Annotated in this window: 23 protein-coding genes and 1 tRNA gene; 14 read left to right on the top strand and 10 right to left on the bottom strand. The window is 66.9% G+C overall.

Features of this window, described 5'->3' with window-relative positions:
- The first annotated feature begins 1 nt into the window (after position 1).
- The 3 genes from PUN51_RS07130 (at position 2) to PUN51_RS07120 (ending at position 2676) form a co-directional block, all read left to right on the top strand.
- Positions 2-1198, top strand: a complete 1197-nt coding sequence (locus PUN51_RS07130) for a glycosyltransferase (protein ID WP_224025558.1) — start codon at positions 2-4, stop codon at positions 1196-1198.
- A gap of 75 nt (positions 1199-1273) precedes the next feature.
- Positions 1274-1347: transfer RNA gene (locus PUN51_RS07125), tRNA-Ile, on the top strand.
- Positions 1348-1485: 138 nt separating this feature from the next.
- The gene (locus tag PUN51_RS07120) at positions 1486-2676 is read left to right on the top strand and encodes an acyl-CoA dehydrogenase family protein (protein ID WP_275180349.1); all 1191 of its coding nucleotides are present in this window, start codon (positions 1486-1488) and stop codon (positions 2674-2676) included.
- A 68-nt stretch (positions 2677-2744) separates the two neighbouring features.
- On the opposite strand, the gene PUN51_RS07115 is transcribed toward PUN51_RS07120, so the two are convergent.
- Positions 2745-3404 carry a M23 family metallopeptidase gene (locus PUN51_RS07115; protein WP_275180348.1) on the bottom strand — a complete coding sequence of 220 codons (660 nt, stop codon included), beginning with the start codon at positions 3402-3404 and terminating at the stop codon, positions 2745-2747.
- A gap of 446 nt (positions 3405-3850) precedes the next feature.
- Between PUN51_RS07115 and rpsB the strand changes: the two genes are divergently transcribed.
- From rpsB to PUN51_RS07085, 6 genes are all read left to right on the top strand, one after another.
- Positions 3851-4714, top strand: a complete 864-nt coding sequence (gene rpsB / locus PUN51_RS07110; protein ID WP_110544706.1) for a 30S ribosomal protein S2 — start codon at positions 3851-3853, stop codon at positions 4712-4714.
- A 129-nt stretch (positions 4715-4843) separates the two neighbouring features.
- Entirely contained in the window at positions 4844-5680 is an 837-nt protein-coding gene (gene tsf / locus PUN51_RS07105; protein ID WP_141161028.1) for a translation elongation factor Ts, read from the top strand.
- 150 nt (positions 5681-5830) lie between these two features.
- The gene (gene pyrH, locus PUN51_RS07100; protein ID WP_159632390.1) at positions 5831-6568 is read left to right on the top strand and encodes a UMP kinase; all 738 of its coding nucleotides are present in this window, start codon (positions 5831-5833) and stop codon (positions 6566-6568) included.
- 129 nt (positions 6569-6697) lie between these two features.
- Complete coding sequence (gene frr / locus PUN51_RS07095) at positions 6698-7255, top strand: ribosome recycling factor (RefSeq protein WP_141161026.1); 558 nt, start codon at positions 6698-6700, stop codon at positions 7253-7255.
- Positions 7255-8175, top strand: coding sequence for a phosphatidate cytidylyltransferase (locus tag PUN51_RS07090; RefSeq protein ID WP_159632389.1), 921 nt, complete (start codon positions 7255-7257; stop codon positions 8173-8175). The genes frr and PUN51_RS07090 overlap by 1 nt, the downstream gene beginning before the upstream one ends.
- A 118-nt stretch (positions 8176-8293) precedes the next feature.
- Positions 8294-8878: a DivIVA domain-containing protein gene (locus PUN51_RS07085; protein WP_275180347.1), complete on the top strand. Its 585-nt coding sequence runs from the start codon at positions 8294-8296 to the stop codon at positions 8876-8878.
- Between the two features lie 22 nt (positions 8879-8900).
- On the opposite strand, the gene PUN51_RS07080 is transcribed toward PUN51_RS07085, so the two are convergent.
- The 5 genes from PUN51_RS07080 to PUN51_RS07060 are packed head-to-tail and all read right to left on the bottom strand — an operon-like array spanning position 8901 to position 13383.
- The gene (locus PUN51_RS07080; RefSeq protein ID WP_275180346.1) at positions 8901-9590 is read right to left on the bottom strand and encodes a hypothetical protein; all 690 of its coding nucleotides are present in this window, start codon (positions 9588-9590) and stop codon (positions 8901-8903) included.
- A gap of 19 nt (positions 9591-9609) precedes the next feature.
- Positions 9610-11076, bottom strand: a complete 1467-nt coding sequence (locus tag PUN51_RS07075) for a sodium/solute symporter (RefSeq protein ID WP_159635633.1) — start codon at positions 11074-11076, stop codon at positions 9610-9612.
- A 7-nt stretch (positions 11077-11083) separates the two neighbouring features.
- On the bottom strand, positions 11084-11455 hold the full coding sequence (locus tag PUN51_RS07070; protein WP_159632386.1) for a hypothetical protein: 372 nt from the start codon (positions 11453-11455) through the stop codon (positions 11084-11086).
- Positions 11452-12168 (bottom strand): LytR/AlgR family response regulator transcription factor, encoded by a 717-nt coding sequence (locus tag PUN51_RS07065; protein ID WP_159632385.1) that lies wholly within the window; start codon positions 12166-12168, stop codon positions 11452-11454. The genes PUN51_RS07070 and PUN51_RS07065 overlap by 4 nt, the downstream gene beginning before the upstream one ends.
- A gap of 33 nt (positions 12169-12201) precedes the next feature.
- Positions 12202-13383 carry a sensor histidine kinase gene (locus tag PUN51_RS07060; protein WP_159632384.1) on the bottom strand — a complete coding sequence of 394 codons (1182 nt, stop codon included), beginning with the start codon at positions 13381-13383 and terminating at the stop codon, positions 12202-12204.
- 214 nt (positions 13384-13597) lie between these two features.
- On the opposite strand from PUN51_RS07060, the gene PUN51_RS07055 reads away from it, so the two are divergent.
- On the top strand, positions 13598-13978 hold the full coding sequence (locus tag PUN51_RS07055; RefSeq protein ID WP_159632383.1) for a DUF485 domain-containing protein: 381 nt from the start codon (positions 13598-13600) through the stop codon (positions 13976-13978).
- Complete coding sequence (locus PUN51_RS07050) at positions 13975-15591, top strand: solute symporter family protein (RefSeq protein WP_275180345.1); 1617 nt, start codon at positions 13975-13977, stop codon at positions 15589-15591. The genes PUN51_RS07055 and PUN51_RS07050 overlap by 4 nt, the downstream gene beginning before the upstream one ends.
- A 155-nt stretch (positions 15592-15746) precedes the next feature.
- On the opposite strand, the gene PUN51_RS07045 is transcribed toward PUN51_RS07050, so the two are convergent.
- From PUN51_RS07045 to PUN51_RS07030, 4 genes are all read right to left on the bottom strand, one after another.
- Entirely contained in the window at positions 15747-16367 is a 621-nt protein-coding gene (locus PUN51_RS07045; protein ID WP_275180344.1) for a hypothetical protein, read from the bottom strand.
- A 16-nt stretch (positions 16368-16383) separates the two neighbouring features.
- Positions 16384-16788 carry a DUF4383 domain-containing protein gene (locus PUN51_RS07040; protein WP_159632381.1) on the bottom strand — a complete coding sequence of 135 codons (405 nt, stop codon included), beginning with the start codon at positions 16786-16788 and terminating at the stop codon, positions 16384-16386.
- A 146-nt stretch (positions 16789-16934) separates the two neighbouring features.
- Positions 16935-17480, bottom strand: a complete 546-nt coding sequence (locus PUN51_RS07035) for a hypothetical protein (protein WP_275180343.1) — start codon at positions 17478-17480, stop codon at positions 16935-16937.
- Positions 17481-17621: 141 nt separating this feature from the next.
- Positions 17622-18095, bottom strand: coding sequence for an Lrp/AsnC family transcriptional regulator (locus PUN51_RS07030; RefSeq protein ID WP_224025566.1), 474 nt, complete (start codon positions 18093-18095; stop codon positions 17622-17624).
- A 193-nt stretch (positions 18096-18288) separates the two neighbouring features.
- Here PUN51_RS07030 and pdhA point away from each other — a divergent pair, with 193 nt between their 5' ends.
- From pdhA to PUN51_RS07015, 3 genes are read left to right on the top strand one after another with little or no spacing between them, the layout of a single operon-like run.
- Positions 18289-19458 (top strand): pyruvate dehydrogenase (acetyl-transferring) E1 component subunit alpha, encoded by a 1170-nt coding sequence (gene pdhA, locus PUN51_RS07025; RefSeq protein WP_275180342.1) that lies wholly within the window; start codon positions 18289-18291, stop codon positions 19456-19458.
- A complete protein-coding gene (locus PUN51_RS07020) occupies positions 19458-20468 on the top strand; it encodes an alpha-ketoacid dehydrogenase subunit beta (protein WP_275180341.1) in 1011 nt (336 codons plus the stop codon). Before pdhA ends, PUN51_RS07020 begins: the two co-directional genes overlap by 1 nt.
- Positions 20465-21856, top strand: coding sequence for a dihydrolipoamide acetyltransferase family protein (locus tag PUN51_RS07015; protein ID WP_275180340.1), 1392 nt, complete (start codon positions 20465-20467; stop codon positions 21854-21856). Before PUN51_RS07020 ends, PUN51_RS07015 begins: the two co-directional genes overlap by 4 nt.
- Positions 21857-21877: the final 21 nt, after the last annotated feature.

Here is a 21877-nt window from a genome sequence, read left to right as displayed (position 1 = left end):
CATGACCACGCCCGCCGACCAGCGCCCCCTGACCATCCTCATCGCCGCAGACACCTATCCGCCGGACGTCAACGGCGCGGCCCAGTTTGGCTACCGGCTGGCCAAGGGAATGACTGCCCGGGGCCACAACGTCCATGTCCTGGCGTCCCGCGACAGCAAGGGAAAGAGCTTCACCGAGTTCCGCGAGGAAGCAACCGTGCACCGGCTCCGCTCGCACAAGGCGTTCACCCACGAGAGCTTCCGCCTCTGCTTCCCCTGGGAAATCAAGAAGGAAATCAGCCTCCTCTTCGACCGGGTGAAGCCCGACGTCGTGCATATCCAAAGCCACTACATGATCGGCGAGCACGTTCTCTATGAGGCTGTGAAGCGCGGCGTCCGCATCATTGCCACCAACCACTTCATGCCCGAAAACCTCAACCCCTTCCTGCCGTTCCCGCAGTGGTTCAAGGACATCATTGGGCGGGTTTCCTGGAAGGACATGGGCAAGGTCATGGGCCAGGCGGACGTGGTGACAACGCCCACGCCGCTTGCCGCCCGCGCCATGCACGAGCACGCCTTCCTCCGCAAGGTTTTGCCGCTGTCCAACGGCATCGACTCCGCCGCCTATGAACTGCAGCCCGGTGAGCACATCGAGCCGCACGCCCACCCCACTGTCCTGTTCGCCGGCCGCCTCGCCGAGGAAAAGCACGTGGACGTGCTGATCGAGGCCATCGGCAAAACGCCGCCGGAGCTGAACGTACACCTGGAGATCGTGGGCGGCGGCGAAGTGCGCTCCGCCCTGGAGGATTTGGTGCGGCGGCTCGGCCTCACCAGCCGGGTCAAATTCCTGGGCCTGGCCAGCGACGAGGAACTGCGTACCGCCTACATCCGGGCCGACCTGTTCTGCATGCCCGGAACGGCGGAACTGCAGTCGCTGGTGACACTGGAAGCGATGTCCGCCTCCACCCCCGTGGTCCTGGCGGACGCCATGGCGCTGCCGCACCTGGTCCGCGACGGCGAGAACGGGTACCTCTTCACTCCCAACGACAGTGATGACCTGGCCAAGAAGATCACCCAGGTGCTGGAACTGCCCAAGGACGAACAGCAGGCCATGGGCCGCGCCAGCCGGCAGCTGGTGGAGCCGCACAGCATCCAGGGGACGCTGCAGACCTTCGAGGACCTGTACCGCGGCGCCTCCTACGAGGACAAAGTGGTCTGAACCCTTTCCCGGGTTTGCTAGAGTGTTTTTGCCCTGCCGGAGCATGGCGTCCGAACACCTGCTCCCGGGGCTTGGGGGGCTATAGCTCAGCTGGTTAGAGCGCGGGACTCATAATCCTAAGGTCCTCGGTTCAAGTCCGAGTAGCCCTACCTCAACCGCGGCCAACGAGTTTTTCGTTGGCCGCGGTTTTCTTGGTTAACCCAGCACCCTGCGGTATGTTACTCACCAGTAACATACCGTGCTCCGCTCCGCGGCATGGTCAGCGCTGATCATCAAAGAAGGTAACCATGGCCACCTCCGCAGCCGATTTCCCAGAGCTTCCCTACGCCGACGGCGACTTCTTCGCCTTCGAGCAGCTTCTCTCCGGCAAGGAGCAGGACCGGCTGGCCGAAGTCCGCGACTTCCTGGCGCGTGAGGTCAAGCCCATTGCGGTGGACTGCTGGAACCGCGGAGAGTTCCCCATGGACCTGGTACCGAAGCTTGCCGGGCTGGACCTGGTCAGTCCGGTGCGGAGGCAGGGGTATTCCAACCTCTTCGCCGGCATGCTGCACGCCGAAGCCACCCGCGCGGACGCCTCCATCGCCACCTTCCTGGGCGTGCACGACGGACTGTTCACCGGCTCCATTGAGTTGCTGGCGTCCAAGGAGCAGCAGGACGAATGGCTTCCTGATATCTACGCGCTGAAGAAGATCGGGGCCTTTGGCCTGACCGAGCCGCTGGGCGGCAGCGACGTGGCCGGCGGAACGCGCACCACGGCGCGCAGGGACGGGGACAACTGGATCCTCAACGGCGCAAAGCGCTGGATCGGCAATGCCACGTTCTCCGACTGGGTGGTGGTGTACGCCCGCGACGTGGCGGACAACCAGGTCAAGGGCTTCCTGGTGGACACCACGCTGCCTGGATACAGCGCAACAAAGATCGAGAACAAAATCTCCTTGCGGACTGTCCAGAATGCCGACATCGTCCTGACGGACGTCGTGGTGCCGGACCACTTCAAGCTCGCCAACGCCAACAGCTTCCGCGACGTCAACAAGGTGCTCAAAGTCACCCGCCTGTCAGTTGCCTGGCAGGCCGTGGGCCTCCAGATGGCCGCCTTCGATGTTGCCCGCCGCTATGCCGTGGAGCGCCGGCAGTTCGGCCGTCCCCTGGCCTCCTTCCAGCTCATCCAGGACCAGCTGGTCCGGATCCTGGGCAACACGGTCAGCTCCATGGGCATGATGGTCCGGCTCTCCCAGCTGGAGGACGCCGGGGAGGCGAAGGACGAACAATCCGCACTGTCCAAGGCCTTCGCCACCGACCGCATGAGGGAGAGTGTGGCGCTGGGCCGCAGCATCCTGGGCGGCAACGGCATCGTGACCGACTACGGGATGGCCAAAATCTTCGCCGACGCGGAGGCCATCTACTCCTACGAGGGCACGGCTGAAATCAACACCCTGGTGACAGGGCGCGCCATCACCGGGATCTCGGCCATCGTCTAGGCGGGACGCCCGCACGGGCAGTTGTCTGGCTGACTGATGCTCCGGGGCCATGCCTGCGTTCTCCGTGGCTATGGGCCACCGGCCAGCGGCAGCAGGATGGACGGGCGGAGGTCCAGGACGAACTGCAGGGGATTGACGTAGTCCTCTCCTTCCCGCACGCCCCAGTGCAGGCACTGCGCCGCCGGACAGTGCCCCGGCAGCACAGTGCCGATGACCTCGCCCCGGGCCACGGCGGCGCCCACGGCCAACGTGCTTTCCACGGGTTCGAAACTGCTCCGCAGGCCGCCGCCATGGTCGATGGTGATCACGGGACGGTCCACCACCACGCCCGCGAAACTCACCGTTCCGGCTGCGGGTGACAAGACCTGCGTGCCTGCGGCGAAGTCAAGGTCTACGCCCCGGTGCCCGCTCAGCCATGGCTTGGGCGGGGGATCGAAAGGGCGCAGCACCGGCGGGCGCGGTGCCAGGGGCCACTGCCAGGAAGGGGCGGCACCCGCCCGGGCGGCCGTCGTCGTACTTCCCTGCCGGGCGGCGGCCGCGTGGCTGAAGCCGGCTGCGCTGTTGGGAATGGGCGCGCTGTTCGGGATGGCGGCACTGTTCGGGAGGGCTGCGCTGTTCGGAATGGCTGCGCTGTAGGGGAGGGCCGCGCTGTTCGGAAGGCCCGCGCCCGGGGTGGCAATCGAGGCCGGCAGCAGCAGGAAGGCGGCCAGCAGGACTGATGTCTTCATGCGACCAGCCTGCCCGCCTGCACCGCGCGCCGGCAGGGCCGGTTCCGGCTATGTGGACAACGGCCGGGCAGGCACGGACTGTCCGGCGGGCGGGGGTGCCTGTAGTACACTTGATGGAGCAGTTTGCTGCGCCCTCAACGCGTTACGTCCCAGTGGTCCACCCCCGCGGTGCATCCCCCTGTCCGGATCGCGTCGGCACATCTCATTCAGGAGTGTGGGGGAGCAGCGGCTGACTACGCGCATCCAGCCCTCCGGCAGCCAACGCCCCGGCGTCGTCCATGGAGGATCGCGCTTCCTGCGGTCAGGCTTTCGTCCTGATGGGAAGGGCGGGGGATGCCAGGAGCACGGCCCGTCCGGGCCACGCTGATCAACCGTCAACTATTGGCAGGGTAAGAAGCCTCCGGGTTTTCTCATGAATGACCTGCCGGAAAATAAGGAGCGCCGGAATGCCCGTCGTAACCATGCGCCAGCTGCTTGACAGCGGCGTCCACTTTGGACACCAGACCCGCCGTTGGAACCCGAAGATGAAGCGCTTCATCTTCACCGAGCGCAACGGCATCTACATCATCGACCTGCAGCAGTCGCTGTCCTACATCGACCGCGCCTACGAGTTCGTCAAGGCCACTGTTGCCCACGGCGGCACCGTGCTCTTCGTCGGCACCAAGAAGCAGGCCCAGGAAGCAATTGCCGAGCAGGCAACCCGCGTGGGCCAGCCCTACGTCAACCAGCGTTGGCTCGGCGGTATGCTGACCAACTTCCAGACGGTTGCCAAGCGTATCCAGCGCATGAAGGAACTCGAAGAGATCGACTTCGACGACGTCGCCGGTTCCGCTTACACCAAGAAGGAACTTCTGCTCCTCAAGCGTGAGCTCACCAAGCTGGAGTCCAACCTGGGCGGTATCCGCAACCTGACCAAGGCTCCGTCCCTGCTGTGGGTTGTTGACACCAAGAAGGAACACCTCGCCGTTGACGAGGCCAAGAAGCTGAACATCCCGGTTGTGGCCATCCTGGACACCAACTGCGATCCGGACGAAGTCGACTTCCCGATCCCGGGCAACGACGACGCCATCCGCTCCGTGAACCTCCTGACCCGCGTTGTTGCCGACGCTGTTGCAGAGGGCCTGATCGCCCGCAACAACCGCGGCACGGGCGCCACCGAAGCTCCGGAAGAGCCGCTGGCCGAGTGGGAGCGCGAGCTCCTCGAAGGCAGCAAGGCAGAAGCTGCTGCCGCTCCGGCTGAGAACGCTGAAGCCCCGGCCGCCGAGGAAGCTCCGGCTGCCGCCGAGGCTCCCGCCGAAGACGCCAAGTAACACACGCAAAAATCCGGATTCTCCGCGCTGTCCGCAGCCGGAGCTGCTGACAGGATGGCAGCCCACTCCCGTGGGCTGCCGTCCTGTCGGTCCGTACACCACCACACATTTCTAGACAGAGGGGTTCACATGGCGAACTACACTGCCGCGGACATCAAGGCCCTGCGCGAGCGCACCGGCGCCGGCATGATGGACGTCAAGAAGGCTCTTGACGAAGCCAACGGTGACGCCGAGAAGGCCATCGAGATCATCCGCATCAAGGGCCTCAAGGGCGCTACCAAGCGCGAAGGCCGCTCCACCGCTGAAGGCCTCGTGGCCGCCAAGGTCAGCAACGGGGTCGGCGTCATGATCGAGGTCAACTGCGAGACCGACTTCGTCGCCAAGGCTGACAAGTTCATCCAGCTGGCCGACAAGGTCCTGGCCGTGGCCGTCGAGTCCGGCGCTGCCGACCTCGAGACCCTGCTGGCCACCGACGTTGACGGCAAGCCGCTCTCCGAGGTTGTCGTCGAAGAAGGCGCCATCCTGGGCGAGAAGGTTGTTGTCCGCCGCATCTCCCGCGTTGAGGGTGCAACGGTTGACGCCTACCTGCACAAGACCTCCAAGGACCTCCCGGCCCAGGTCGGCGTTCTGTTCGCTGTCGACGGTGAAGGCGAAGCCGCCACCGCCGCTGCCCACGACGTCGCCGTGCACATCGCCGCCATGGCCCCGAACTACCTCACCCGTGAGGACGTTCCGGCCGAGCTCGTCGAGTCCGAGCGCCGCATCGCCGAAGAGACCGCCAAGGCCGAGGGCAAGCCTGAAGCTGCCCTTACCAAGATTGTGGAAGGCCGCGTGACGGGCTTCTACAAGGGCGAGGTCCTGGTTGACCAGGCATTCGCCAAGGACGCCAAGAAGTCCGTGGCACAGGTCCTCGAAGAGGCCGGTGTCAAGGGAACCGCCTTCACGCGTTTCCGCGTCGGCTCCTAGCCGAAACTGCAAGGGGGTGGCCACTTCGGTGGCCGCCCCTTTTGCATGCGCCCAAACGGCTGGCAGTCCAGTCCATTTGGACCGCGGCCGGTTCCGGGCACCGGATCCGGCAGGATACCCTTTTTTCAGAGTCACCAACGGGAAGGCATCATGGAAGCCGTCAACACTGTCACGCATTCGGAAAAGAGCCGGCGGCGGGTCCTCCTGAAGCTCTCCGGCGAGGTCTTCGGCGGTGGGAAGCTCGGTGTCGACCCCGAGACCGTCCGCAACGTCGCCAAGCAGATCGCAGCAGCCGTCCCCGAAGTGGAGGTGGCCATTGTGGTGGGCGGCGGAAACTTCTTCCGCGGCGCCGAACTGTCCCAAAGCGGCATGGACCGCTCCCGCGCCGACTACATGGGCATGCTGGGAACGGTCATGAACTGCCTGGCGCTGCAGGATTTCCTGGAGCAGGCGGGCGTGGAAACCCGCGTCCAGAGCGCCATCACCATGGGCCAGGTGGCCGAGGCCTACATTCCACGCCGCGCCATCCGCCACATGGAAAAGGGCCGCGTGGTCATCTTCGGCGCCGGCGCAGGCCTGCCCTACTTCTCCACCGACACCGTGGCCGCCCAGCGCGCGCTGGAAGTCCACGCCGACGTGGTCCTCATGGCCAAGAGCGGGGTGGATGCCGTGTACACCGCGGACCCCAAGAAGGACCCCACCGCGGAGCGGCTGGAGACCCTCAGCTACGACGATGCCCTGCGCCGCGACATCCGCGTCATGGACCAGACGGCCATGACCATGTGCAAGGACAACGACCTCTCCATGGTGGTTTTCGGCATGGAGGGTGAAGGCAACGTCACCCGCGCCATCCTTGGCGAAAAGCTGGGCACGCTGGTCACCGCCTAGCTGCGGCTAGGATGATTTCAGGACAGTTCCGTCCCCGCCCTTCCGGGCGGGGACGGAACCAGCAACAAAGAACCACGTGAGTGCATGGATCCGGCGCCCCGGACTGCACCAGAACCGTCAGGAGAGACCGTGATCGAAGAAACCTTGCTCGAAGCCGAAGAAAAGATGGACAAGGCGGTAGAGGTAGCCAAGGAAGACTTCGCCGCCGTCCGCACCGGCCGCGCCAACCCGGGCCTCTACAACAAGGTCCTGGTGGACTACTACGGCTCGCCCACGCCGCTGCAGCAGCTGGCCTCCTTCGCCATCCCGGACGCCCGCACCATCCTGATCACCCCGTTCGACAAGACCGCCATGCGGGACATCGAACGCGCCCTGAGCGATTCCGAGGTCGGAGCCAACCCGTCCAACGACGGCAACGTCATCAGGATCACTATTCCTGAACTGACCAAGGAACGCCGCAAGGAATACGTGAAGATCGTCAAGACCAAGGGCGAGGACGCCAAGATCTCCATCCGCAACATCCGCCGCAAGGCCAAGGAAACCCTGGACCGCCTGGTCAAGGACGGCGAGGCGGGCGAAGACGAAGGCAACCGCGCCGAAAAGGAACTGGACAGCCTCACAAAGGCACACGTGGACGGCATCGACGAACTGCTCAAGCGCAAGGAAGCAGAGCTGCTCGAAGTCTGATGGGCCAGGCAGATCAGGCCCCCGCACCACGGGCGCGCACACGGGGGAAGCAGCCCAGGAGCAACCCGACGCCGAAGGCCGGAAGGAACCTGCCCGCCGCCGTCGTGGTGGGCCTGGCCATGCTTATCGCCGTACTCGGAGGGCTGCTGTTTCTCCCGCTGGCGTTCGTAGCCATCGTCACGGCCTTTGCCGTCTTTGGCGTGTGGGAGATCTACCGGGCGCTGGAAGCCAACGGCACCAGGATGCCCATCGTGCCGGTCATGACCGGCACGCTGGCCATGCCTTTCGCTGCCTACTTTGGCGGCATCGAAAGCCAGCTGTTTGCGCTGCTGCTCAGTGCGGTGGCCGTCCTGCTGTGGCGCTCGATCGAAAGCGCAGCGGGATCGGCCAACAGCATCTTCGCCGGTGTCTTCACCCTGGGGTGGGTTCCCTTCTTCATCAGCTTCGCCGCGCTGCCGCTGCACGCCGCAGGCACCACCCCGCTGGGGCTTTGGCCCGGCGGCATGGCCCCCATCGGCGCGTGGGAGATCGCCGTCATGCTCCTGCTGGTGGTCTCCAATGACACCTTCGGCTACCTGGTGGGCGCGTCGCTGGGAAAGCACCCCATGGCACCGAAGATCAGCCCCAAGAAGTCCTGGGAAGGCTTCGCCGGGTCGGTGGCAGGCGCCATGCTGATCGGCGTGCTGGCAGCCCTCTTCGTGCTGGACAAACCGTGGTGGGTGGGCGCCGTGCTCGCTGTCGGAACCGTGGCCGCGTCCACCGCCGGCGACCTCGCCGAGTCCATGGTCAAGCGTGAACTGGGCGTCAAGGACATGAGCAGCATCCTGCCCGGGCACGGGGGAGTGATGGACCGGCTGGACTCCATCGTCTTCGCCTCGCCGGTGGCGTTCATCCTGTACGGCCTGGTGGCCGGCGCCTGACCCTCCAGCCCGGCGCGCCGGGCCCCCGACACAAACATGGTCCCGGGCGGCCGCACCAATCGCGGCCCCCTAAACTGGTGCGGAAGCACTACCGCTGAAGAGCATTGAAGGAAACGAAGTGGCATTGGACATTCATCGGCAGATCCCTGCGTCCTTTGAGCGCGTGCAGCGCAGCGAGTACGGGTACAACGCCAGGCAGGTTGACCAGTTCCTGCAGCGGGCACGGATCTCCCTGGAAACACCCCAGGCCGCTACCGACCCCGTCAACAGCGCCGACGTGAGGGCCGTGTCCTTCGATCCCGTCAAAGGCGGCTACTCCGCCACGGTCGTGGACGCCGCCCTGGACCGGCTTGAGGACGCCTTCGCCCGCCGGGAGCGGGATGAACTGATCGCGGCCCGCGGCGAGGAGGCCTGGCTGCGCGAAATCGGGAGCCTCTCCGGCATCCTCCGGGGCCGCCTGCACCGGCCCGACGGAGACCGCTTCCGGCGGCCCACCAAGAAGAAGGCCCGCAGCTACAACACCGACGACGTCGACCGGCTGTGCCGCGAGCTCGTCGCCTACCTCGAACAGGACAAGCCGTTGAGCGTGGACAGCGTGCGCCGCGCCGTCTTCCGTCCCGCAGTGGGCCGCGACGGCTACGAGGAATCACAGGTGGACGCCTTCCTGGACCGCGTTGTCGAGCTGATGGCGGCCATCGACTGACACGTCTCTGCTGCCGGGGCTTTCAGTCCCCGGCTGGGGGGGTGGGGGAAAGCGGCGTGAAGCGGCGCCACACGTCCCGGTAGCTCCGGTACCCGCGCGCCGCGGACACCGCCAGGAACGCCACGCCGCAGAGGGCCCCCACGATAAGGCCGCCCGCTGTCCCTGCCCCGGCGAGGGTTACCAGCAGCCCGGCAACAATGGCAATCAAGGCAGCGTTCGCCGTCGTCATGAAGATCATGCTGCTGCCCGCCACATGGCTGAAAGAACCGCGGTTGCCGAAGAAATAGTAGGTCTGCACCGAACCGGCCTCATCGTCGTGGTGCGCGGCCATCAGGTACGGCGCCACGCCCGGATCGAGGTCCACGTACGCGGCCCGCAGCCTGTTCATGGCCGTGACGTACATCAGGTCCTCATGGGCCACGTTCATCACCCGGAGCTGGGTCAGCAGCCCGATCGCGGTATCGATGAACAGGACAACCACTGCCAGCAGGACGAAGGCATCCGAAAAGCCCGTGGCCTGGCCCACCAGTGCCACGCTGACAATGCTGGCCGAAGTGAACGTCAGGAACATGCTGATGCGGGTCAGGACCTCGCCCTGGGCCGTGCTGCGCGATGCCAGCAGGCCCCAGTGCTCCGTGGCGAGCAGCTGGGCCCGCACGGAGGCAGGGACCCCGCCGCGCTGGTGGGAGGTGCCGCCGTCCTCGATGGACATGGCGTTATTGTCCTCCCGATCACCGTTCCGTTGCCAGCGGCCGTTCCGGGGTGTGCAGGCGGGTCATGATCCGCGGCATGGTGCCCGGGATCCGGTGGGAAGTGGCCCGGGACACGATGACCATCACCGCGAACGCGGCAGGCACGCTCCACGCCGCCGGCTGCGCGAGCCAGGGCGGCGTCAGGCCCGAACCTGATACTGCGCCCGCAATCATCGCCCCGCCGCACAGCACCCCGCCGGTCACCATGCCGGCGATGGCCCCGGCATCGGTCAGGCCGCGCCACCAGATGCCCAGCAGCAGGACGGGGCAGACCGTGGAAGCGGTGAACGCGAAGACCAGGCCCACGCTGCCGGCAAGTGCCAGGGAACCGGTCATGAACGCAAAGCCGAGCGGGACCAGGGCGGAGACGACGGCGGCGAGCCGGAACCCGCGGACGCTTCCGCCCAGGACGTCCTGGCTGATCACGCCGGCCAGGGAGACCACCAGGCCGGAGGTGGTGGACAGGAACGCCGCGAACGCCCCGGCCACCACCAGGGCGCTGAGCAGGTCGCCCGGTACCCCGCCCACGAGTTCGCCGGGCAGCCGCAGGACCATGGCGTCCGGCTGCCCCGAGCGGGCCAGGTCGGGGGCAAACATCCGGGCCACCAGCCCGTACGCGGTGGGGAAGAGGTAGAACACGGAGAGCAGGCCCAGGACGATCAGCGTGGTCCGCCGGGCCGAGTGCCCGTCCGGGTTGGTGTAGAAACGCACCAGCACATGCGGCAGTCCCAAGGTGCCGAACAGCAGCGCCACCAGCAGGGACACGTTCTGGTACAGCCCGGCCGGTGCCACGCCCGTGGGGTTGACCGCGGGCAGGGACTGGGGCTCCGCCCCCTGGCCGGCCAGCACGAAGACGATGAACAGGATGGGCACGGCCAGGGCCGTCAGCTTCAGCCAGTACTGGAACGCCTGGACAAAGGTGATGGACCGCATCCCGCCTGCCACCACCGTGAGGCACACCACCACCACGACGGCAACGGAACCCACCCAGGACGGCAGGCCCGTGGCGATATGGATGGTCAGTGCCGCCCCGTGCAGCTGCGGCACGATGTACAGCCACCCCACCATCACCACCACCAGGCTGGTGACGCGCCGGACCGTCCGGGAGGCGAGCCGGGACTCGGTGAAGTCCGGAATCGTGTAGGCGCCGGACCGGCGCAGCGGGGCGGCAACGAAGAGCAGCAGCATCAGGTAGCCGGCGGTGTACCCCACCGGGAACCAGAGTGCATCCGTCCCGGACAGCAGGATGAGGCCTGCCACACCCAGGAAACTGGCTGCGGACAGGTATTCCCCGCCGATCGCCGACGCGTTCCACCAAGGGCGCACGGTCCGGGATGCAACGTAGAAGTCGCCGGTGGTGCGTGAGATCCGCAGCCCGTAAAACCCGATGATGGCCGTGGCGAGGGAAACCACCGCGACCGCTGTGATGGCGACGCCGGCATTCACCTGCGCATCACTGTTCCCCTGCCAGGTCCCGGTACCGCGCCTCATTGCGTGCCGCCGTCCTGACGTACAGCCATGCGCTCAAGCCGATCACCGGGTAGATTCCCGCGCCCAGCAGCAGCCAGCCGAACGGGATGCCGGCGATCCGGGTATCGGCCAGGCCCGGAACCACCACCAGGGTCAGCGGGAATGCGGCCAGGATCAGCAGGAAGCCGCCCGCCACCACCAGAGCCAGCCGCAGCTGGGACCTGATCAGCGACCGGACAAACACCTGCCCCACCTCGGAGTCCTGCGCCGCTTCCCGCGACTCGAGCGCGCGGGGTGTGCCGCGCACCGCGGTGCGCGCAGACGCGCGCGGGGCCGTAACCCGGACCCGGGTCATGCGTGCGGCCTGATCCTGGTTGCCTCCAGCTTCTCCCGCACGATGGGCAGGTGCCGGCGGCTGATGGGCAGGCCGGCACCGGCCACCGTGACGCGCGGCCCGTCGGCGGCCAGCTTCATCGAGGACACATGCTTGAGTGCCACCAGGTAGGAGCGGTGCGTGCGGATGAAGCCGGCGTCCGCCCATTGCTGTTCAAGGTCCGCCAGGGGCACCCGGATGAGGTAGCTTGCGTCGGCGGTATGCAGCCGCGCGTAGTCGCCCTGTGCCTGGACGTACGTGACGTCGTCGCGCCGGATCATCCTGGTGGTCCCGCCCTGGTCCACCGTGATCATCTCCGGTGCCGCCCCGCCGTCGCGCAATTCGCTGATCCGCCCCACGGAACGTGCCAGGCGCTCGGCGCGCACCGGCTTGAGCAGGTAGTCCACGGCGGCGAGTTCGAACGCAGCCAGGGCATGGTCCTCATCGGCAGTGACAAAAACAACGGCCGGCGGATTGCTGCTGCGGGCGATGGCCCCGGCGATGTCCAGGCCTGACACCGCAGGCATATGGATGTCCAGGAAAACGGCGTCGATGCCGCCGGCGGACAGGGCCGCAAGCGCTTCAGCGCCGGACGTGGCACGCAGCACCTTCCCGATGCGCTCGTCCCTGCCCAGCAGGAAAGCCAGCTCCTCAACGGCGGGCAGCTCATCATCAACGACGAGGACGTTAATCATTCTCCTAGGGTACTTCCAGCGGAACGGCGCTCCTCACGCATCATGCCCGGGCTGGGACTTCGGCACCCGCATGGTGATCAGCGTTCCCTCGCCCGGCGCCGTTTCCACCACCAGGCCGTGATCGTTGCCGTACACCTGGCGGAGGCGCGCATCCACATTCCGCAGCCCCACATGGTCCCCGTCCGTATGGCCCGCCAGCACGGACCGGAGATGCTCCGGATCCATCCCCACGCCGTCGTCCTCGATGGTGACCTCGGCGAAGGCCCCGGCGTCCTCCGCCGTGATGCTGATGTGCCCGGGGCCCGCCTTGGCCTCGAGCCCGTGCCGGACGGCATTCTCCACCAGCGGCTGCAGGCTGAGGAAGGGGATGACGGTGCCCAGCACCTCCGGGGCGATCCGCAGGCTGACCTGGACGCGCTCGCCGAACCGGGCACGCTCCAGGAGCAGGTAGCGGTCAATGCAGCGGAGCTCCTCGGCAAGGGTGGTGAAGTCCCCGTGCCGCCGGAATGAGTAGCGGGTGAAGTCCGCGAACTCGACCACCAGCTCCCTGGCCCGCTCCGGATCGGTGTTGATGAAGGATGCGATGGCGTTGAGCGAGTTGTAGATGAAATGCGGGCTGATCTGGGCGCGCAGCGCCCGGACTTCCGCTTCCATCAGCAGCGTGCGGGAGGCGTCCAGCTCGGCAAGTTCCACCTGGACCGCGACCCAGTCGGCCACTTCCCCCGTTGCCCTGACCAGGCCTGCCCCCGCGGAAGGGGCGAAAGCTGCCACCGCGCCCACCACCCGGGTGCCCGCGCGCACCGGGGCGATGACCCCGGCAAGGTGGCCGCCGGTTCCGTCTGCACCGGCGGAGAGAACTGCTGTCCGGCCGGACGCCAGGACATCCGCTGCGAGTTCCATCAGGCGTGGCCTGATGTCCTCGGCACCGCCGTCCCAGGCCAGGACACCGTTGGTATCCGTGATGGCCAGGGCATCGCAGGCCAGCAGGGCCCGCAGCTGGCGGCTGGCTTTCGCGGCGCCCGCCGGGTTCAGCCCGCGGCGCAGGTGCTGCCCGGCCTGGGAGGCAGCGTGGAGCGTGTGGTACGTGGCGCGTTCTGCGTCAGTGCCCAGCTCACGGAAGGAGCGGAGCACCTTCAGGCCCACGCCGACGACGACGGCAATGGCCATGGCGATCACCGCAACGGCCGCGGCGGTGAGGAGGGGGGAGTCCGGCATGGTGCCCAGCGTAGCGGCGGGTGCCGCTTGCCGCAGCATCGCAACCGTTGAGCGACAGTGGGCGGTGAAGTGCTGGAACACAGCGGCGCGCGGGCGGCAAAGTGATTGGTGTCACATCTGCGGTGCCCCTGCGTGGTGCTGCCGGCCAGGCCCCCTGTCCAGCAGTCCGGGGCCCTCCGCCCGGTGTGTTCCGGCAACTCAATGAGGAGGAACGATGGGTAATGATGCCCATACTCCGGACGCAGCGGCGTCCGTGGACTTTGAACAAGTCCAGTCGACCGGGCAGTTCCAGGAATTGCGCAAGCGTCACCGCAGCTTTGTCTTCCCCATGGCAGTGGCCTTCCTGCTGTGGTACTTCGCCTATGTGCTGCTCGCCGACTACGCGGTGGGATTCATGTCCACCAAAGTCTGGGGCAACATCAACATCGGCCTGATCCTGGGCCTGCTCCAGTTCGTCTCGACCTTCGCCATCACCGGCTGGTACGTGCACTACTCCAACAAGCGGCTGGACCCCATCGCCACGGAGATCAGGCACGAAATCGAGGGGCACGAATTCGATAAGAACGGAAACCGAGTGGGCGGAGCCAACAAATGATCGCAATTCCCGCCGCGGTGGATGTCGCCGCCCTCAAGGACACCACCCTTCTGAACATGGGCATCTTCGGCCTGTTCGTGGCCGTGACCATGGTGATCGTGTTCCGCGCCAGCCGCAACAACAAGACCGCCGCCGACTACTACGCCGCCGGACGCTCCTTCACGGGCTCGCAGAACGGCACCGCCATCGCCGGCGACTACCTGTCCGCCGCCTCCTTCCTGGGAATTACCGGGGCCATCGCCATCAACGGCTACGACGGATTCATGTACTCCATCGGCTTCCTGGTGGCGTGGCTCGTGGCGCTGCTGCTGGTGGCTGAACTGCTGCGCAACACCGGCAAGTTCACCATGGCGGACGTGCTGTCCTTCCGTCTGAAGCAGCGGCCGGTCCGGATCGCCGCCGCCATCTCCACCCTCGCGGTCTGCTTCTTCTACCTGCTGGCCCAGATGGCCGGCGCGGGAAGCCTGATCTCCCTCCTGCTGGGCATCAGCGACTGGGGCGGACAGGCTTTGGTGATCATCGTCGTCGGCGCCCTCATGATCATGTACGTCCTGATCGGCGGCATGAAGGGCACCACCTGGGTCCAGATCATCAAGGCCATGCTGCTGATCGCCGGCGCCGCCGTAATGACCCTCTGGGTCCTGGCCATCTACGGCTTCAACCTCTCGGCCCTGCTGGGCGGCGCCGTGGAGACGGCCAAGAACCCGGCCGTCCTCAACCCGGGCCTGCAGTACGGCAAGTCGGACACCTCCAAGCTGGACTTCATGTCCCTCGGCCTGGCGCTGGTGCTGGGCACCGCCGCCCTGCCACACGTGCTGATGCGCTTCTACACGGTCCCGACCGCCAAGGAAGCCCGCAAATCGGTCGTCTGGTCCATCTGGCTGATCGGTATCTTCTACCTGTTCACCCTGGTGCTGGGCTACGGCGCCGCAGCGCTGGTCGGAGCTGACACGATCAAGGGCGCCCCCGGCGGGGTCAACTCGGCAGCTCCGCTGCTGGCATTCCACCTGGGAGGCCCGCTGCTGCTCGGCTTCATCTCCGCGGTGGCGTTTGCCACCATCCTGGCGGTGGTGGCCGGCCTGACCATTACGGCCGCAGCATCGTTCGCGCATGACATCTACGCCAATGTCATCGCCAAGGGCAAGGCCGACGCCGCCACAGAAGTCCGGGTTGCCCGGCGAACCGTGGTGGTCATCGGCATCCTGGCCATCCTGGGCGGCATCTTCGCCAACGGCCAGAACGTGGCCTTCCTGGTGGCACTGGCCTTCGCCGTCGCCGCATCGGCGAACCTGCCCACCATCATCTACTCCCTGTTCTGGCGGAAGTTCACTACGCAGGGCGCGCTGTGGAGCATGTACGGCGGCCTGGCTTCGGCGATTCTGCTCATCGTCTTCTCCCCGGTGGTCTCGGGACTGAAGACCTCCATGATCCCCGGGGCAAACTTCGCCCTCTTCCCGCTCAGCAACCCGGGCATCGTCTCGATCCCGCTGGCCTTCTTCCTGGGCTGGCTGGGCACCACCCTGGACAAGAGGCGGGAGGACGTGACGAAGCAGGCCGAGATGGAAGTCCGCTCGCTGACCGGCATCGGTGCCGAAAAGGCGGTGGACCACTAAAACCGGGACACGCCGGAACGGGGAGGGCCCGAAACAGGGACCACACCCACCAGCGCCGAACCTGTTCCGGCGCAACGTGAAGAGCCTCCTGCCGCGGACTGCGGCACGGAGGCTCTTTCGTTGGGGTTGGACCCGGTGGGTTTTCCTGCGGGCGGTCAGCGCTGGTGGTGGCCGCCCGGTGCCAGGTTCCCGTGTTCACCATGCGGCACGGCGTACTGGCCGGCCGTCGAGGCGGCGAGGCCCGGCGTCGTAATTCCGGCCACCAGCACCGCGCCGGCGAACGCTGCCAGCAACAGCCTCCCCGGGCGCACGCCGGCCCCTGCCGGCTGCCGCGCGCTGTCCTGCTGGCCACTTTGCCGCTGGAGCCACCCGAGCGAGGCGATGATCATCAGCGTCAGCAGGAGCGCCGAAAGCTGCGTCAGGCTGAGCCCGGAGGTGGTGGACGTGGGGAACGCGATGGCGGCCAGGTGGGCCGCAGCCGCCCCTGCCAGGGCGTACCGCGCCCACCGGTTGCCGGCCAGCCGGTCCTTGGCCAGGAAGGCCACGGCTCCGGCCAGCAGAGCGGCTCCCCACAGGCCGGCCGCCACACCCGCAAGAAGCCCTGCCGGTCCAGCGGAGCCTGCTGCGAGGAAGCTGGAGGAGATGGCCAGGTTGACCGAGCCCGCACCGAAGCCCGCGAACCCGGTGACCAGGCGAACCGAAGAGTCCGCCTGGGGCGCCGTGGACTGCACCGTCACCGGGTGGGCCGGCGGTGCCGTGGGCCGGAGCGAAACCATGCCGGACCTTGGCATGCTAGGCGCGGGCAGCGGCCGGGGACTTGTCCAGGGACAGGCCCACGCCGAGGAGGAGCACGGCGCTGGCGAGGTGGAGGACGTTGTCGGCACCGTTCAGGGCGATAATGTTCAGCGGCGAATTCAGCAGGAACAGCCCCACGATGCCCACCAGGAGGTAGACGGCGCCGACGGAGGAGTTCACGGTGCGTGCGCTGTCAGTCCCGCGGAGGCCGGCGAAGAGCAGCGCGGCGCCGATGGCCAGGTGGATGACGTTGTGCAGCGGGTTGACCTCGAAGATGATCAGGTTCGCGCCTTCCGTGGCGACGAAACCGACGCCTGACGTTACGGCGAAGCCCAGGAGGCCCACCAGCAGGTAGACGGCTCCGAAAATGGTGGCGACGAGGCGGTTGGGTGAGTTGCGCATGGTCCGAATCCTTCCTTCAGGGCGGGTGGATTGTCCCGCCGGACGGGGCCCCCGGACGGGGCCCTCGGAAGCGATTCGGATCATTGCCGGGGTCGGATGGGTGAAAAGGTCAGTACCCTTTGCATTTTCCGTCCGGCTGGTCCCGGCTAGGCCGCGGGGCGCAGCTTGATGTTGGTCATCAGCAGCTTGTCGGTGCCCTGGAAGCGGTAGGCCAAGTCAACCTTCTTTCCGGTGCAGCTGATCTGGCCCACCACCTCGGCGGACTTCACGCCGTTATCGGTGGCAACCTTGAGGTTGTTGTATGCCGGCTGGCAGGAACTGTCCATTTCCAGGCTCTTAACGCCGGAGATGAAGGCCTCCTTGGAAAGCTGCTTCTTCAAGTCCGGGTCAAGGTATTCGTCGTAGGCGCCGGACGAATCCCCGGCAATCACCTTCTTGGTGAAATCATCCGCAAGGCCACGTGCCTGGTTGGTGGCGCTTCCCACCACGTTCACCAGGATCACGATGCCGAGGATCACCAGGAGCAGCACCCCGCCAATGCTGCCAAGGATGATCCACAGCTTCCGACGGCTCCGCTGGCGTGGCGGCTCCCCGGGAAGGCCGAACGGCGCGGGCTGCTCCGGCAGCCGGCCAAACTGCTGTGGCGTGAAGCCCGCCTGGCCCTGCCGGTACGGATCCTGGGGACTGCTCAAGGGTGGGCCTTTCGTGGAACAGGCGCTCTGGCGCCGGCGGACTGCCCCGGACCGTCCCGGCCCGGCAGATGACTGGAACAAGCCTATAACCCAGGCCGCCGCCGTCGTGCCTGAAGTGCCGCACCGGGGGTTCCGCTGCTGCTAGCTGCCTTCGGAGCCGCGGTCCAGCAGGGGCTGCAACCGGAAGGGGATCAGCTCGCCCATTGCCAGGGCCGTGTCTGCCCGCTCCACGCCGTCGCACGCCAGGATCTTGCCGTTGATGCGGAAAAGGTCCTCGGCGTCCCTGGCCACCACGCGCAGCAGCAGGTCTGCCGACCCCGTCAGCCCGTAACCCTCCAGGACCTCGGGGATGGCGGCGATTTCCCCGGCAAGCCGCCCGAGTTTCTGCTGCTGGACGTGGACGGAGATGAACGCCATCAGCGGATAGCCCAGTGCCACCGGGTTGAGGCGCCGCTCGAAGGACAGGAAGACGTGCTTCTTTTCCAGTTGGGCCATGCGCGCCTGGACGGTATTGCGGGACAGGCCAAGCTTCTGCGCGAGGGCCACCACGGTACGGCGCGGATCCTGCGCCAACGCCGACAGCAGGCGGGTGTCAGTGCCATCCAAAGCTCGCATAATGCGCAACGCTAGCACGGTGCCGGGGCGCGGGACAGGGCACTTTGCTCAGAAACAGCGGTGGTGGTTGTACCCTCTGGGCATTGTGAGTAGGGTCACAGTATCTGGGGCAATGACGCCCGGAAGGCCGGTGGCGGCAGGGGCCAAAAGCCCGCAAACCACGGGTCAACGACGTTCGAAGGTTGCGGCAATCGTGTCTACAGACCAAACGGGCCATGACGGCGCTAACACCCCCCAAAGCGCAGGGAATCCAGGAGAAACCGGGCCGGAATTCCTTCAGCTGATTACCCCGGCCGGTGAACGGATCAGCCACCCGGAGTTCGATTTCTGGGTCCGGGACGTCACCGATGACCAGTTGTGCTCCCTCTTTGAGGACATGACCGTCATCCGGCGGATTGATGTTGAGGCCACAGCCCTGCAGCGGCAGGGGGAGCTGGCCCTCTGGCCCCCGCTCCTGGGCCAGGAGGCGGCCCAGATCGGGTCCGGACGGTCACTGCGCGCAGACGACTTTGTGTTCTCCAGCTACCGCGAGAACGGCGTGGCCTACTGCCGCGGCGTGGACCTGACGGACCTCCTGCGGGTCTGGCGCGGAAACGCCTCCGGCGGCTGGGACCCGTACAGCATCAACATGGCCACCCCGCAGATCATCATTGGCGCCCAGACCCTGCATGCCACCGGCTACGCGATGGGCATCCAGAACGATGGTGCCGATGCCGTGGCCGTCACCTACTTTGGCGACGGTGCCACCAGTGAGGGCGACGTGAACGAGGCCATGGTGTTCGCGGCCAGCTTCCAGGTCCCGGTGGTGTTCTTCTGCACCAACAACCACTGGGCCATCTCCGAGCCGGTGCGCCTGCAGTCCCACATCCAGCTCGCGGACCGCGCCACCGGTTTCGGAATCCCCAGCCTGCGGGTGGACGGCAACGATGTCCTGGCGGTCATGGCCGCCACCAGGCTGGCCCTTGACCGCGCACGGCGCGGCGGCGGCCCCACCTTCATCGAAGCCGTCAGCTACCGCATGGGGCCGCACACCACCGCCGACGACCCTACCCGGTACCGGGACGCCAATGAGCTGGAGGACTGGGCCGCCAAGGACCCCATCAGCCGGCTGGCCGGCCTCCTGGAGCGCAAGGGACTGCTGACCGGGGAGCTGCAGCAGCACGTCAAGGAGAAGGCCGACACCGTGGCCGCGCAGATGCGCCGCGGCTGCACCACCATGCCGGAGCCCCAGCCCATGGACATCTTCAAGCATGTCTACAGCACGCCCAATTCCTGGCTGGAACGCCAGCAGGACCACTATGCACGGTATGTGGCCTCCTTCGGCGATCCCGCAGGTGCCGTTTCAGAGGAAGGTGCACGCTGATGACCCAGTTGACCTTTGCCCGCGCCATCAACGCCGGGCTCCGGAAGTCGCTGGAAAACGACTCCAAGGTGGTTCTCCTCGGCGAGGACATCGGCGCCCTGGGCGGCGTGTTCCGCGTGACGGACGGCCTGCAAAAGGATTTCGGAACCCACCGCGTGGTGGACACCCCGCTGGCGGAGTCCGCCATCGTGGGAACCGCCGTCGGCCTGGCCTACCGCGGCTACCGGCCCGTCGTGGAAATACAGTTCGACGGGTTCATCTATCCGGCCTTCGACCAGATCGTCAGCCAGGTTGCCAAGCTGCACTACCGCACCCGCGGGGCCGTCAAAATGCCCATCACCATCAGGGTCCCGTTCGGCGGCGGCATTGGCTCACCGGAGCACCATTCCGAATCCCCGGAAGCCTACTTCACCCATACCTCGGGGCTGCGGGTGGTCACCGTGGCCAACCCCCAGGACGCCTATACGGTCATCCAGCAGGCCATCGCCTGTAACGATCCCGTCCTGTACTTCGAGCCCAAGCGCCGCTACCACGACAAAGGCGAGGTGGACGAGAACGCAGATCCTGCCTCGGCCCTCCCCATGGACAAGGCCCGGGTGCTGACGGACGGCAGTGACGTGACCCTGGTGGCCTACGGGCCACTGGTCAAGACCGCCCTGGACGCAGCCTCCGCCGCCGCGGACGAGGGCATCTCCATCGAAGTCATCGACCTGCGCTCGCTGGCCCCCGTGGACTACGAGCCGGTGGTGGCCTCGGTGCGCAAGACCGGGCGCCTGGTGGTCACGCACGAGGCTGCCCAGTCCGGCGGGCTGGGAGCGGAAGTGGCGGCCAGCATCACCGAACGGTGCTTCTACCACCTTGAGGCCGCTCCGGTCCGGGTGACGGGGTTCGACATTCCCTACCCCTATTCCAAGCTGGAAATGCACCACCTCCCGGGCCTGGACCGCATCCTGGACGGCGTGGACCGTGCCCTGGGCCGCCCCAATTCCCTGAGCGGACTGGAAGGATGAGCGCCACCATGATCAAGGAATTCCGGCTCCCGGACCTGGGGGAGGGACTCACGGAGTCTGAAATCCTCAGCTGGAAAGTGGACGTCGGCGACACCGTCAGCCTGAACCAGGTCATCGCCGAGGTGGAGACCGCCAAAGCCGTGGTGGAGCTCCCGTCGCCCTTCGCCGGGGTCATCAAAGAACTTCATGAACAGCCCGGTTCCGTGGTGGAGGTGGGCAAGCCGATTGTCTCCTTCGAGGTGGCGGACGACGCCGGGTCCGCACCTTTGGCGCCGTCCGGCGCCGCGGGCGCGGGGTCCGGGGAGGCTGCGCTGGACACCCCGAAAAGGGAACCGAACCTCGTGGGGTACGGCGCCGTCGTCGAAGGTTCCGGGCGCCCGACGCGCCGGGCGCGGAACTTTGCCCCGGTGGTTGAGGCGGGGGGAACCAAAGCCCCGGAGGCCGGCCCGGTCGAGCCTGCAGCTGTCCAACCAGCACCTGTGGAGGGCAAGGCCGCCGAACGTCCCCGGTCCACGCCCCCGGTCCGCAAGCTGGCCAAGGACCTTGGCCTGGACCTCGCCCAGGTTCCCGGGACCGGTCCCGGCGGCCTGATCACCCGGGAGGACGTGCAGGAGTTTTCCGGCCACGCCGCGGAACCTGCCCTGCAGGCGCAGGGGGCCGCGTCCCCAGGCGGAGCCACGCCGGGGGAGCGGGAGACCCGGACCCCCATCAAGGGGGTACGCAAGCACACCGCTGCCGCGATGGTGCAGAGCGCCTTCACCGCGCCCCATGCCACCGAATTCCTGACCGTGGATGTCACGCCGAGCCTTGAGTTGCTGGCCAAACTCAAGACCAGCAGGGAGTTCGCGGGTATCAAGCTCACCCCGTTGACGCTCGCCGCCAAAGCCCTCCTGATCGCCCTGCGCCGCAACCCGGCACTGAACTCCCGCTGGGACGAAGAAAACCAGGAGATCGTCACCTTCAATTACGTGAACCTGGGCATCGCGGCGGCCACGCCGCGCGGACTCACGGTTCCGAACATCAAGGACGCCGAGGCCCTTCCGCTCCCGCAGCTGGCCCAGGCGCTCACCGCGCTTGCCGAAACCGCACGCGCGGGCAAGACCACGCCGGCGGACCTCTCCGGCGGCACCATCTCCATCACCAACATCGGCGTCTTCGGCATCGACGCAGGCACCCCCATCCTCAATCCGGGGGAGGCCGCGATCCTTGGCCTGGGTGCGGTCCGGACCATGCCATGGGAATACCGGGGCGAGGTGGCGCTGCGCCAGGTGCTCACGCTGAGCCTGTCCTTCGACCACCGCCTGGTGGACGGGGAGCAAGGGTCCCGGTTCCTGGCGGACGTGGGGGCCATCCTGGCCGAGCCCGGCATGGTGCTCACCATGGTGTAGCGGCTCCTGGCCTGCACATCA

Origin of the sequence: Arthrobacter sp. NQ4, from assembly GCF_029077345.1 — a bacterium.
In the GTDB taxonomy this organism is placed as follows: domain Bacteria; phylum Actinomycetota; class Actinomycetes; order Actinomycetales; family Micrococcaceae; genus Arthrobacter.
The sequence above is the reverse complement of the archived record's forward strand: the minus strand, read 5'-3'. Positions and strand labels throughout refer to the sequence as shown.